Origin of the sequence: Longimicrobium sp. (genome assembly GCF_036388275.1) — a bacterium.
Classification (GTDB): Bacteria; Gemmatimonadota; Gemmatimonadetes; order Longimicrobiales; family Longimicrobiaceae; genus Longimicrobium.
On sequence record NZ_DASVSF010000019.1, the window covers coordinates 1 to 14,708 of the forward strand.

At 74.3% G+C, this 14,708-nt stretch carries 2 protein-coding genes; both read right to left on the reverse strand.

Translation table 11 applies throughout. From position 1 onward, the window contains the following. Window positions 1–4,157 (reverse strand): amino acid adenylation domain-containing protein (locus VF632_RS05625; RefSeq protein WP_331021880.1); only part of this gene is annotated, 4,157 nt, incomplete at its 3' end. A 1-nt stretch (window position 4,158) separates the two neighbouring features. Further along, window positions 4,159–14,700 (reverse strand): amino acid adenylation domain-containing protein, encoded by a 10,542-nt coding sequence (locus VF632_RS05630; protein WP_331021881.1) that lies wholly within the window; start codon window positions 14,698–14,700, stop codon window positions 4,159–4,161. Window positions 14,701–14,708 lie beyond the last annotated feature (8 nt).

Here is a 14,708-nt window from a genome sequence, read left to right on the forward strand (position 1 = left end):
GTCCCGAAGACCACGTCCTCCCGGCCGCTCAGCCGCGCCAGCACCTGCGCCCACGCCAGGTGGCACAGGCTCGCCGCGCTCACCCCCAGCGCCCGCGCCCGGAGGCGCAGCCGCGCGCCCAGGTCGGCCGCCACCGGCAGCCGCGCCTCTCCGAGCCCCTGTCCATCCCCCCACACGTCCAGCATCCCGTACGGCGCCGTCGGCTCCTCCACGTCGCCCAGCATCCCCCGGAAGAACCGCTCGTGCTCCTCCCGGCTCACCCCCAGGCGCGCCTGCGCCACGTAGTTGCGGAAGGGGAGCGGCGCCGGCAGTTCCGACTCGCGGCCCGCCAGGTGCGCAGCGATCTCCTCCCGCTCCACTTCCAGCGACTCGTGGTCGCCCGTCAGGTGGTGCGTGAGCATCAGCAGCAGCCACCGGCCACCCGCGCGGTCTTCGGCGATGCACGCCCGCCGCAGCGGCGCCCGCCCGAGGTCCATCCGGTACTGCCGGGGATCGAAGCGCCGCCACAGCTGCCCGGCCGCATCCCCCGCCTCCGCATCCAGCTGCACCTCTTCCACCGGCAGCGGCGCGTGCCGCCAGACGACCTGCACCGGCTCGCGCAGCCCCTCCCAGGCCACGGCCGTGCGCAGGATGTCGTGGCGGCCGATCACCGCCTGCAGCGCCGCCAGGTGCCGCTCCAGGCGCGCGCGGGTGTCGAACTCGGTCACGCTCGACAGCAGGTACGGGTCCCCCTCCTCGGAGAGCAGGTGGTGGAAGAGGATCCCCTCCTGCAGGGCGGCCAGGGGGTAGATGTCCTGCACGTTCGCGGCTCCGCCCGGCACCCCCGCCACGATCCGGTCGATCTCCCCCTGCGTGAGCTCCACCAGCGGGAGCATCTCCGGCGTGATGGACGCGGCCCCCTCCGGGATCCGGTTCGCGGGGACCTCCACCTCCTGCGACGCTCCGCCCATGGCCAGGGCCAGCTCGGCCAGCACCGGCGTGGTGAACAGGGTCCGCACGTCCGTGTGCAGCCCCGCGCGCCGCATCCGCTCGATCAGGGTGATCGCAAGGAGCGAGTGCCCGCCCAGCTCGAAGAAGTGGTCCCACCGGCCCACCCGCTCCAGGCCCAGCACCTCCGCCCAGATCCCGGCCAGCGCAGCCTCCACCTCTCCCACGGGAGCCTCGCCCCCCCGCCGCACGTACGCACTCTCCTCCGGTTCGGGGAGCGCCCGCCGGTCCAGCTTGCCGTTGGGGGTGAGCGGCAGCGCGTCCAGGCGCACGTACGCCGCCGGCACCATGTACTCGGGCAGCCGCTCCAGCAGGTGCGCGCGCAGGTCCTCCACCCGCACCTCGCCGGCGCCCACCCAGTACGCCGCCAGCCGCTTCCCTCCCGGCTCGTCTCGCACGACGACCGCCGCATCCTTCACCCCGGCGTGGGCCGCCAGCACCCGCGCGACCTCGCCCGGCTCCACGCGGTAGCCGCGGATCTTCACCTGGGCATCCACCCGGCCCAGGAACTCCAGCTCGCCCGAGACCGTCCACCGCCCCCGGTCGCCCGTGCGGTACAGCCGTGCTCCCGCCTCGCCCGAGAAGGGATCGGGAACGAACTGCGCCGCGGTCAGCGCCGGCCGGTCCAGGTATCCCCGGACCACCCCCACCCCGCCCACGTGCAGCTCTCCCGCGACGCCGACGGGAGCCGGGTCGCCGTGCGGGCCGAGCACGTACACGCGCAGGTTGGTGAACGGCCGCCCGATGGAGGGCGTTCCGCCACCGGCGAAGCACTCCCCCAGCGTCGCGCCGATGGTGGTCTCGGTGGGGCCGTAGCCGTTGAAGAAGCGGCGGCCCGGCGCCCAGCGCGCCACCACCTCCGCCGTGCACACGTCGCCGGTGGCCACCAGCGTCCGCAGCTCCGGGAGCTCGTCGGGCGCCAGCACGGCCAGGGTGGTGGGCTGCAGCGTGGCGAAGGTGACGCGGTGCTCGCGCATGAAGCGCAGCAGCTCCGGCCCGGGAAGCGCCGCGTCGCCCGTCGCCAGGCAGAGCGTTCCCCCGTTGGCGAGCGCCGCCAGGACGTCCCAGAACGCCGCGTCGAAGCCGAAGGAGGCGATCTGCAGCACCCGCTCGTCCGCCCGCAGCCCGAACAGCCGCCGCTGCGTTTCGGCCACGTTGGGGAGCCCGCGGTGCGGGACCAGAACGCCCTTGGGCATCCCGGTGGAGCCGGAGGTGTAGATCACGTACGCCAGGTCCTGCGCGGCCACCCCGCTCTCCGGCGCATGCGCGGGCTCCCGCGCGATCGCGCTCCCCTCCACGTCCAGCACCACCACGCGCGCCGCGTGCGCGGGAAGCCCCTGCTCGAGCGAGGAGTCCGTCAGCAGCACGGGCACCGCGGAATCCTGGATCATGAACGCCAGGCGGTCCGCCGGATACCTGGGGTCCAGCGGCACGTAGGCGCCCCCGGCCTTGAGCACGCCGAGCAGGGATACCACCAGCTCCGGGCCGCGCTCCACGTACAGCCCCACGCGCACCTCGGGCCCCACGCCCAGGCCGCGCAGGTAGTGCGCAAGCCGGTTGGCACGCGTGTCCAGCTCGGCGTACGTCAGCCGCACTCCCTCCGCGACCACGGCCACCGCCCCCGGCGTGCGCGCCGCCTGTGCCTGGAACAGCTGGTGGATGCAGAGGCCGGCCGGAACCTCGGCCTCCGTCCGGTTCCACTCCTCCAGCACCAGCGCGCGCTCGGCCTCGCCGAGCAGCTCCAGCCGCGAAAGCCGCACGTCCGCATTCGCGGCGACCTGCTCCAGCACCCGCTGCAGGTGCCCCAGGAGCCGCACGATCGTGCCGCGCTCGAACAGGTCCGTGGCGTACGACAGCCCGCAGCGCAGGCCCCCGCGCGTCGCCGCGGCGGTCAGTGCCAGGTCGACCTTGGCGGTGGCGAAACCCGCGTCGACGCGCTCGGTGCTCAGCTCCGCCAGGCCGGTGGCCGCGTCCTGGGTGTCCTGCAGCATGAACGCCACCTGGAAGAGCGGCGCGTGGCTCAGGCTGCGCTCCGGCTGAAGCTCCGCCACCAGCTTCTCGAAGGGCACCTCCTGGTTCTCGAACGCCCCCAGCGTCACCTCGCGCACCCGGCCCAGCAGCGCACGGAAGGTCGGATCTCCGGACACGTCGGTGCGCAGCACCAGCGTGTTGACGAAGAAGCCGATCAGCCCCTCCAGCTCGGTTCGCTCGCGCCCGGCGATGGGGCTGCCCACCACCACGTCGTCGCTCCCGCCGTACCGGGAGAGCAGCGCCTGGAAGGCGGCCAGCGCAACCATGTACAGCGTCGCGCCCTCATGCCGGGCCAGGGCGCGCAGCCTTTCCAGCACCTCGGCCGGGAGATGGACGCGCTCGATCGCCCCCCGGAACGTCTGCACGGCCGGCCGGGGATGGTCCGTGGGCAGCTCCAGCAGCGCGGGGGCGTCGGCGAGCCGCTCCCGCCAGTATCCGAGCTGCTTGTTCAGCGCCTCGCCCTCCAGCTGCTCGCGCTGCCAGGCGGCGTAGTCGGCGTACTGCACCGCCAGCTCCGGGAGCGGAGACTCCCGCCCCTCGCGATACGCCTGGTACAGCGCCGAGAACTCGCGCGAGAGCACCCCCAGGCTCCACTCGTCGCTGACGATGTGGTGCATCGCGAGCAGCAGCACGTGGTCGTCCTCGCCCAGCCGCAGCAGCGACGCCCGGAAGAGCGGCCCCGCGGCCAGGTCGAACGGCCGTGCCGCCTCGGCCGAGACGCGGCGCCGCATCTCGGCTTCCCGTTCCGCCTCGGCCAGCGCGGACAGGTCGTCGGCCGCGAGCGCGAAGCCGGCGAAGGGCAGAACCACCTGCACCGGAGAGCCGTTCACCTCCCGGAAGACGGTCCGCAGCGACTCGTGGCGCCGGACGATCTCCCCCAGCGCGCGCTCCAGCGCCGCGGGGTCCGGCGTTCCCCGCAGCCGGAGCGGCCAGGACATGTTGTACGAGGTGCCCCCCGGCTCCAGGCGGTCCAGGAACCAGAGCCGCTCCTGCGCAAAGGAGAGCGGAGCGCCGTCGCGATGGTCGCGGGGCACGATGCCGGACGAGCGGACCCGGCCCTTGAGCCTCGCCTGGAGGAGCGCGCGCGCGGCGGAAGAAAGCTCCGGGCGCGGAGACTCGGCCATCTTATCCAGCGACATCTCAGGTGCCTGCAATGGGGTGGGACTCGGCCAGCCGGGCGGCCTCGTCTTCGGACGTGGCGGGGACGTCTTCGTAGAGCATGCGCTCGATCTCTCCCGCCATGGCTTCCAGCGTGGGCATCGAGAACACGGTGCGGATCGAGATCCGCAGGTCGAGCATGTCCCGGACGCGGGCCAGCATGCGCATGATCAGCAGCGAGTGGCCGCCCAGCTCGAAGAAGCTGTCGTGCACGCCCACCCGCTCCACGCCCAGCACCTCGGCCCAGATCTCCGCCAGCACCTCTTCCACCGGCGTCCGCGGCGCCACGTACGTCTCCTCCGACGACGCGTACTCCGGCGCCGGCAATGCCTTGCGGTCCACCTTGCCGTTGGGTGTCAGCGGCAGCGCGTCCAGGGAGACGAACGCGGACGGCACCATGTACTCCGGCAGGGTGCGCCGCAGGTGCTCTCGCAGCTCATCCGCCTGGGCGCCACCCACCACGTACGCCACCAGCCGCTGCTCGCCCGGCTGGTCATCCCGCACGATCACCCGCGCATCGAGCACCTCGCCGTGCGCCGACAGCGCGGCCTCGATCTCCCCCAGCTCGATGCGGAAGCCACGGATCTTGACCTGCTGGTCCACCCGCCCCAGGAACTCCAGCTCGCCGCGGCCCGACCACCGCACCCGGTCGCCCGTCCGATAGAGCCGCGCCCCGGTTTCGCCGCCGAAGGGATCGGGAACGAACGCTGCCGCGGTCAGCTCCGGCCGGTTCAGGTAGCCCAGCGCCACTCCCGCGCCGCCCACGTACAGCTCGCCGGGGACGCCGGCAGGCGCCGGCTGCATCCCCGCGTCCAGCACGCGCACGTACGTGTTCGCGATCGGCCGGCCGACCGGGATGCTGGCACCGTCCCGCGGCGCCCCGGCGATGCGGTGGCAGCAGGTGAAGGTGGTGTTCTCCGTGGGCCCGTAGCCGTTGATGAGCGCCGTCCCGGGCAGCTCCTCCAGCACGCGGCGCACGTGGGGGACGGAAAGCACGTCGCCGCCGGCCAGCAGCTGCCGCACGCCGCGCAGGATCTCGATGCCCTCCTCCACCACCAGGTGGAAGAGGCCCGCCGTCAGCCAGAGGACGGTGACGCCGTGCTCCGCCAGCGCCCGCCCGATGCTCTCCACCGAGGGCTGCCCGGCGGGATGGATGGCGAGGCGGGCGCCGTTCAGCAGCGGCCCCCACAGCTCGAGCGTGGCCGCGTCGAACGAGGCGGGCGCGAGCTGCAGGAACACGTCGGAGGGATCGATAGCAACGTAGTCCTGCCCGCGCACCAGGCGCACGATGGCACGGTGCGGCACCTCCACGCCCTTGGGCCGCCCCGTGGAGCCGGAGGTGTACATCACGTACGCCGCCGCGTCCGGGTCCGTCCCCGCCGCCGGTGCGTCCGCCGGCTCCGCCGCGATTTGCCCCGCGTCCGCGTCTACCCGCACGATGCGCGCGGCGTGGGGCGGCAGGCGGTCCGCCAGCGACGACTCCGTCACCAGCACCGGCGCGGCGGTGTCGGCCAGCATGAAGGCCAGCCGCTCCGCCGGGTACTCCGGGTCCAGCGGCACGTACGCGCCGCCCGCCTTGAGCGCGGCCAGCGTGGCGACGACCATCTCCGGTCCGCGCTCCAGGAACACCCCCACGCGCGTCCCCGCGGCCACGCCCGCACGGCGCAGGTGGTGGGCAAGGCGGTTGGCGCGGACGTCCAGCTCCGCGTACGTCATCCGCCCGCCGTCCCACGCCAGCGCCACGGCGTCGGGCGCGGCGGCGGCGGCCCGCGCGAAGAGCGCATCCACCGTGGCGCGGGGGAGCTCGGGCGCCGCGCCTTCGCCCAGCGCGAGCAGGCGGGCGCGCTCCGTCTCGCCGAGCAGCTCCAGACGCGAAAGCCGCACGTCCGCGTTTGCGGCGACCTGCTCCAGCACCCGCTCCAGGTGCTCCAGCATCCGCCGGGCGGTGGAGCGGTCGAAGAGATCGGTGCTGTACTCCAGCGCGCCGCGGATGCCGCCGTCGTGCGGAACGGCGGTGAGCCCCAGGTCGAACCGGGTGGTCTCGACCTCCGCGGACGCTGCCTCCATCCGCAGCCCCGCGAGGCCGAAGCCGGAGCGGTCGACGTTCTGCAGCGCGAACGTCACCTGGAAGATCGGCGCGTGGCCCAGGGAGCGCTCCGGCTGCAGCTCGGCCACCAGCCGCTCGAAGGGCACCTCCTGGTGCTCGTACGCGCCCAGCGTCCCCTCGCGCACCCGCCCCAGCAGCTCGCGGAAGGTGGGGTCTCCCCCGAGGTCGGTGCGCAGCACCAGCGTGTTGGCGAAGAAGCCGATCAGCTCCTCCACCTCCTTCGTCGTCCGCCCGGCGATGGGGCTGCCCACGACGACGTCGTCGCTCCCGCTGTACCTGCCCAGCAGCAGCTGGAAGGCCCCCAGCATCACCATGTACAGCGTGGCGCCCTCGCTCCGGCCCAGCGCCTGGAGGCCGTCGAGCAGCGCGCGCGGCAGCTCGAACCGTTCCCGCGCGCCGCGGTGCGACTGCACCGCCGGCCGGGGCCGGTCCGCCGGCAGCTCCAGCAGCGCCGGCGCGCCCGCCAGCCGCTCCTTCCAGTAGCCGACCTGCCGGTCCAGCACCTCGTCCGCCAGCTGGGCGCGCTGCCACACGGCATAGTCCGCGTACTGCACGGGCAGCTCGGCGAGCGGCGAACCGCTCCCCTCGCGATAGGCCGCGTACAGCGCCGACAGCTCGCGCAGGAGCACGCCGCTGCTCCACCCGTCGCTGACGATGTGGTGGATGCACAGCAGCAGGACGTGCTCCTCGTGCGCCACCCGCAGCAGCGCGGCGCGGATGGGCGGCCCCTCGGCCAGGTCGAACGGACGCGCCGCATCCTCCCGCGCGCGCCGCCGCACCTCCGTCTCGCGATCCGTCTCCGGCAGCCCCGACAGGTCGTCGACGGGGAGCGCGAAGCCGGCGAAGGGCGCGATCACCTGCACCGCGCCTCCATCCATCTCGCGGAAGACGGTCCGCAGCGCCTCGTGGCGGCGGACGATCTCGCCCAGGCTCCGCTCCAGCGCCGCGGCGTCGAGCGGGCCGGCGAGGCGCAGCGCGGCGGGGATGTTGTACGGCGCGCTCCCGCCCTCCAGCTGGTCGATGAACCAGAGCCGCTCCTGCGCGAACGAGAGCGGGAGGGGACGATCACGATCGACACGTACGATCGGCGGCAGCACCGGCAGCCCGGCGCGGCGCATCTCCTCCACGCGCACCGCGAGCTCCGCCACCGTGGGCCCCTCGAAGACCGCGCGGAGCGGAAGGACGACACCCAGCGTGTTCTGCACCCGCGCCAGCAGCCGCGTCGCCAGCAGCGAGTGCCCGCCGAGGGCGAAGAAGTCGTCGTCCACGCCGACGGAGTCCAGGCGCAGGACCTCGGCCCAGAGCTGCGCCAGGATCTCCTCCGTCGTCGTGCGCGGCGCGGCGGGACGCGAGTCCGTCGCGGACGACTCCGGCTCCGGCAGCGCGCGGCGGTCCACCTTGCCGTTCGCCGTCAGCGGAAGCCGGTCCAGCCGCGCGTAGGCGGAGGGAACCATGTACTCCGGCAGCAGCGCCTTCAGGTGCAGCCGAAGCGAGGCCGCGTCGGGCTCGACCGATCCCTCGCGAGGGACCCAGTACGCGACGAGACCCGTCTCGCGCGCCACCACGGCCGCCTCCCTGACTGCCGCGTGCGACGCCAGGGCGCCCTCCACCTCGCCCAGCTCCACGCGGAAGCCGCGCACCTTCACCTGGCCGTCCACGCGGCCGGCCGGCTCCACGGCGCCGTCCAGCCGGTAGCGGCCCAGGTCGCCGGTGCGGTACACGCGGTCGGCCGGGTCGCCGGTCAGGGGATTGGGGATGAAGCGCGCGGCCGTCAGCTCCGCGTCGTTCAGGTAGCCGCGCGAGAGATAGGGGGTGCGAACGGCGATCTCCCCCCGCTCCCCGATTCCGGCCAGCGTTCCCGACGGCGTAACGACCAGCAGGTCCACGCCCTCGATCCCCCGGCCCAGGGGGACGGCCGGGCCCACCCCCGCCAGGTCGTCGGGGATGCGGAAGAAGCCCATGGCCTGCGGCGTCTCGGTGGCGCCGTAGAAGTTGACGGCCTCCGCGTTCGGCGCGAGGGCGCGCAGCCGCTCCACGTCTGCCGCGCGCAGCACGTCGCCGCCGAAGCAGGCCAGGCGCAGCGCGGGGAGGTCCGCATCCGCGGCGGACGCGACGACCTGCGCCATCGCGGGGGTGAGATGGGCGACGGTGACGCCAACGTCCCGCATCCACCCCGCCAGCCACCCGGGCGTGCCCACCTGGCCGGGATCGGGGATGACGATGCGGCCACCGGTGGAGAGCGGTGCGAACACGTCGCGCAGGAGCGGGTCGTGCGCCAGGCCGGAAAGAAGGGAGACGCGGTCCGCCGCGCCGATCCCGAACTCCGTGGCGTACCAGCCGAAGAAGTGCGCCAGCGGCCGGTGCGTGCCGGCGATCGCCTTCGGCGTGCCCGTGGTCCCCGAGGTGAAGGCGACGTACGCCAGGTCGTCGGCGCCGGCGGAGACGGCGGGCGCGGTGGCCGGAAAGCGCGCGATGCTGTCCGGGTCGTCCGATTTGGGGCCGAGGACGATGGCCCCCTTGACGCTCTCTCCCAGTGCCTCGATCACGTCGCCGGGGACGTCGCCCGCGGCGGTGACGAGAAGGATGACGTGGGGCTTGGAAGCGCGGACCTGCGCGGCTAGGCGGGCGGGCGGATACGCCGGGTCCAGGATGGCGAACGCCGCGCCGGCCTTCCACGTGCCCAGCATCGCCCGCACGAGCGCCGCCGAGCGGTGGGCGTAGACGGCCACCACGTGGCCCGGCCGCACCCCGCAGTCGATCAGCCGGTGCGCGATGCGGTTGGCCGCCGCGTCCAGCTCGGCGTACGTCCACGTCTCCGCCGCATCGGAAACCGCCGGCGCTTCGGGAGATTTCGCCGCGTGGGCGGCGAACGTCTCGTGCACGGCCCCGCGCCAGGCCTCGGCCTCGATCGGCCGGGCCGGGTCGTGAAGAACGCCGCGCGCCGCTTCCGTCGCCAGCGACAGCGCGCCCACGCGGGTCTCCGGCGCGGCCGCGGCCTGGCGGAGCACGCCTTCCAGCTGCGCCAGCAAACCGCGCATCCGCGGCGCGTCGAACAGGTCGGCGGCGTAGACCAGGGCCACGTGAATCCCCCCGTCCCGCTCCCGCACGTACAGCGTGAGGTCGAACTTGCTGGCCACCTCGCCGAGCGAGCCGGCCTCGGCCTCCGCCACCTCCAGGCCGTCGCCGCGCAAGGCGCCGCGCTGGAAGTTGGCGAGGTTGAGCATCACCTGGAACACGGGGGCGTGCGCCAGGCTCCGCTCGGGACGCACCTCCTCCAGCACCCGCTCGAAAGGGAGCTCCTGGTGCGCGTATGCGGACAGCGTGGTCTCGCGCACCCGTCCCAGCAGCTCGCGGAAGCTCGGATCGCCCGAAAGGTCGGTCCTGAGCGCCAGCGAGTTCAGGAAGAGCCCCACCATGCGGTCGGTCTCCGCCCGCGTCCGCCCGGCGATGGGCGTCCCGACGACGACGTCCTCCTGCCCGGCCAGGCGGCCCAGGACCACGTCCAGCGCGGCGAGAAGGACCATGAACAGCGTGGCGCCCTCGCGTCGGGCCAGCGCGTTCACCTCCGCCGCCACGTCGGACGAGATGACCAGGCGCTCCAGCGCGCCGCGGTGCGATTCCACCGGCGGCCGGGGACGGTCGGTCGGCAGCTCCAGGAGCGCCGGAGCGCCCTCCAGCGCCTGCTGCCAGAACTCCACCTGCCGCTCCAGCGCGGCGCCGGACAGGCGCTCGCGCTGCCACGCCGCGTAGTCCGCGTACTGCAGCGCGGGCTCCGGCAGCGGCGACGCTTCGCCGCGCGAAAAGGCGCCGTAGAGCGCGGAGATCTCCTCCCGCAGCACCCCCAGCGACCACCCGTCGGCGATGGCGTGGTGAACGTTGAGGAGGAGGTGGTGCTCGTCGTCGGCGACGCGCACCAGCGAGGCGCGGAAGAGCGGACCGCGCGCCAGGTCGAAGCGGTGCTGCTTGGCTTCGGCCGCCAGGCGGTCGGCCTCCGCGCGCCGCTCGTCCCGGGGCAGGTGCCGCAGGTCGGCGACCGGCAGGTCGAAGCTGGCCGCGGGCGGAGCGATCCGCTGCACGGGGGCGCCGTCCACGGCCGGCAGCGTCGTGCGCAGCGGCTCGTGGCGGCGCACCAGCTCGGCGAGCGCGCGGCGGAGCGCGTCGTCGTCGAAACGGCCGGTGAGACGGTACGAGAACGGGATGGCGTACACCGGGCTTCCCGGGTCCAGCGCGTCCACGAACCACATCCGCTCCTGCGCGAACGTCACCGGCAGGTCGCCCTCGCGCGCGGCGGGGGCGATGGCGCCCTCGCCGGACGCCGCGCCCGTGCCGCGGAGGCGGTCGATCTCGGCCGCGAGCTCGGACAGGACCGACCGCTCGAAGACGGCGCGCAGCGGCAGCTCGATGCCGAAGACCCCGCGGACGCGCGCGGCGACGCGGGTGGCGACCAGCGAGTGCCCGCCCAGCTCGAAGAACTGGTCGTCCGCGCCCACCCGCTCCACGCCCAGCACCTCCGCCCAGATCCCCGCCACCACCTCTTCGGTCGGCGTGCGCGGCGCCACGTACGTGTCGTCCGCCGCCCCGTACTCCGGCGCCGGGAGCGCCTTGCGGTCCAGCTTGCCGTTTGGCGAGAGCGGGAACGCGCCCAGGAAGACGAACGCGGCGGGGACCATGTACTCCGGCAGGGTCCGCCGCACGTGCTCGCGCAGCTCGTCCGTCCCGGCGCCGCCGACCACGTAGGCCACGATCCGCTGGTCGCCGGGCACGTCCTCGCGCACCATCACCACGCAGTCGGAAACGTCCTCGTGCCGGCGCAGCACCGCCTCGATCTCGCCCAGCTCGATGCGGAAGCCGCGCACCTTCACCTGCCCGTCCATCCGGGCGACGAAGTCGAGCATCCCGTCGGCGCGCCAGCGCACCTTGTCGCCGGTGCGGTACATCCGCGCGCCGGGGTGCCTGGCGAAGGGGTCGGGGACGTAGCGCTCGGCGGTGAGCGCCGGCCGCCCCAGGTAGCCGCGGGTGACGCCGGCGCCGCCCACGTAGATCTCGCCCGGAACGCCGATGGGAACGGGCCGTCCCGCGGGGTCCAGGACGTAGTGCGTGACGTTCCCCAGCGGCCGCCCGATCGGCGGCGGGAAGGAGCCGTCCGTGGCCTGGAAGGCGGTGGAGCGGACGCTGACCTCGGTGGGGCCCCAGCCGTTGAAGAAGCGGCGGCCGGGGGACCAGCGCGCCACCAGCTCGGCCGAGCAGATCTCCCCGCCCAGGATCACCACCTCCAGCTCCGGGAGGTGGGCCCACGGGGTTGCCGCCAGCGCGCTGGGGGTGAACTTGGCGTGGGTGACCCGCTTGCGGGCCATCAGGCTGGTCAGCTCGTCGCCGGGGATCGTCTCCTCGCGCGGGGCGACGATCAGCGTGCCGCCGTTGGCCAGCGCGGTGAAGACGTCGAGCACCGAGGCGTCGAAGTGCAGCGGCGCGAAGAGGAGCACCCGCGACTCCGGCCCGTTCTCGTACAGACGGGAAAAGGTGGCGATGGTGTTGCACACGCCGCCGTGCTCCACCAGCACCCCCTTGGGCACCCCGGTAGAGCCGGAGGTATACAGGACGTACGCCAGGTGGCGCGGCCCGATCTGCACCGCGGGCGGCGTGGCGGGATGGCGCTCCAGCTCCGCGTCCAGGTCACGACCGACGACCAGCACGTCGTATCCCGCGGCCCAGGGGCGCGCGGCGCTCGCCGCGTCGGCGAGCACGATGCGGGCGCCGGACTCGGCCAGCATGAACGCGGTGCGCTCGTCCGGCGCCGCGGGGTCCAGGGGAACGTAGGCCGCGCCCGCCTTCATCACCCCCAGCAGGCCGGCGATCGCCCCGCTGCACGGCTCCATGCAGAGCGCCACCCGCGCCTCGGGGCGCACCCCCAGCTCCACCAGCCGGTGCGCGAGGCGGTTGGCCCGCGCGTCGAGCTCGGCGTAGGTGAGCGACTCGCCGCCGAACTCCACCGCGGTCGCGCCGGGCGCGCGCGCGGCCTGTGCCTCGAAGTGGTGGTGGATGAGGACGAGGTCGGTGAAGGGCTCGTCGGTGCGGTTCCACTCGTCGATCACCAGCGCCCGCTCGCTCTCGGGCATCAGCGCCAGCGCCGCGACCTCGCGCGACTCGTCGGACACCATCTCCTGCAGCACGCGCCGCAGGTAGCCCACCCAGCGCTCCACCGTTTCCCGCTCGAACAGCGACGTCGCGTAGGTGAGTCTCCCGGCGATGCGCCCGTCCGACTCCCACAGCGAGAGCGACAGGTCGCGCTTCGCCGTGTCCCGCTCCACGCTCTCCACACGCCCGGGCTCCAGCCCCGGCAGCGCCATGTCCCGAGGTGCGTTCCGCCAGTCGAGCATCACCTGGAAGAGCGGGCTGTACGCCATGCTCCGCTCGGGCTGCACCAGTTCCACCACCTGCTCGAAGGGGATGTCCTGGTGACGCTGCCCCTGGAGCGCCCGCTCCTTCACCTGCTCCAGCAGCCCGGTCACCGTCGGCGCGTTGGACAGGTCCACGCGCAGCGCCAGCGTGTTGACGAAGAACCCGATCAGCCCCTCGATCTCCGGCCGCCCGCGGCCGGCCGTGGGCGTGCCGATCACCACGTCGTCCTGCCCCGAAAGCCGGCCCAGCACGGCGGCCCACGCGGCCAGCAGCGTCATGTAGAGGGTGGTCTCGTGCCGGCGCGACAGGGCCCTGAGCCCCGCCGTGAGCTCCGCGTCCAGCTCCAGCAGGAACGCCGCTCCCGCGTGCTCCATTTCCGCCGGCCGCGGGCGGTCCGTGGGCAGCTCCAGGAGCCGGGGGGCGCCGGCGAGCGTCCGCGTCCAGTACTCCGCCTGCTCCCGCAGGATCTCGCCCTCCACCCAGCGCCGCTGCCACGCCGCGTAGTCGGCGTACTGCACGGGAAGCGCGGGGAGCCGCGCGTCCCTGCCCTGGGCGTGGGCGGCGTACAGCGCCGAAAGCTCGTCGAGGAGCACGCCCAGCGACCACCCGTCGGTGACGATGTGGTGCATGGTCAGCAGCAGCACGTGCTCGTCGTCCGCCAGGCGCACCAGGCCGCCGCGGACGAGGGGGCCCCGCCGCAGGTCGAAGGGCGCGCTCGCCTCCTCCGCCATCACGCGCTGCAGCTCCGCGTCCGGGCGCCCCGCCAGGTCGTGCTCCACCAGGTGGAACCCCGCATCCGCGGGGGCGATGCGCTGCTCCGGGGCGCCGTCCACCTCGGTGAAGGTGGTGCGCAGGGCCTCGTGGCGGGCCACGATGCCGTCCAGCGCGCGCGCCAGCGCTTCCCGGTCCAGTGTGCCGCGCAGCCGCAGCCGCAGCGGCGCGTGGTAGGCGCTTCCCAGGCCGCCCATCTGCTCCAGGAACCACAGGCGCTGCTGCGCAAAGGAGAGCGGCAGGCGACCGCCGCGGTCCACCGGCTCGATCGGCGGCAGCGCCTCCGCGTCCGCGGCCCCGCCCAGCGCCTCCGCCAGGTCCTTCAGCACCGGGAACGCGAACACCTGCCCCGGCTCCACCTCTACCCCCAGCACCTGCTGGATGCGCGAGACCGCCAGCACCACGAGCAGGGAGTGGCCCCCCAGCTCGAAGAAGTCGTCGCGGCGGCTCACCCGCTCCACCCCCAGCACCTCGCTCCACACCTCGGCCAGCGCCTGCTCGGTCTCGCCCACCGGCGCCTCGTAGCCGCCCCGCGCGAACGCCTCGCCCTCGGGCGAGGGCAGCGCCTTGCGGTCCAGCTTGCCGTTGGGCGTGAGCGGCAGCGCATCCAGGTGCACGTACGCCGCCGGCACCATGTACTCGGGGAGCGTCTCGCCCAGGTACGCCCGGAGCACGTCGGCCCCGGCCGCCGGGTCGCCCACCACGTACGCCACCAGCCGCTTGTCGCCCGGCTCGTCTTCCCGCGCCAGGACCACGGCCTCGCGTACCCCCGGGTGCTCCGCCAGCCGCGCCTCGATCTCGCCCGGCTCGATGCGGAAGCCGCGCACCTTCACCTGGTCGTCCACCCGGCCGGCGAAGTCCAGCCGCCCGTCCGCCAGCCAGCGCGCCCGGTCGCCCGTGCGGTACAGGCGCGCGCCACCTTCGGCCGAGAACGGGTCGGGGACGAAGCGCTCGGCCGTGAGCCCCGGCCGGCCCAGGTACCCGCGCGCCACCCCGGCCCCGCCCACGTACAGCTCGCCGGGCACGCCCACGGGCAGCGGCTGGAGCGCGGCGTCCAGGACGTAGGCGCGCACGTTGGCGATGGGCGCGCCGATGTCCGGCTTGCGCGCCGGGTCGGCGCACTCCGCCGCCGTGCTCCAGATGGTGGCCTCGGTGGGCCCGTACAGGTTCCACAGCCGGTGCCGCGCGCCCCAGCGCTCCACGAGCTCCGCCGGCAGCGCCTCGCCGGCCACCGTGATGGTGCGCAGCGCGGGCA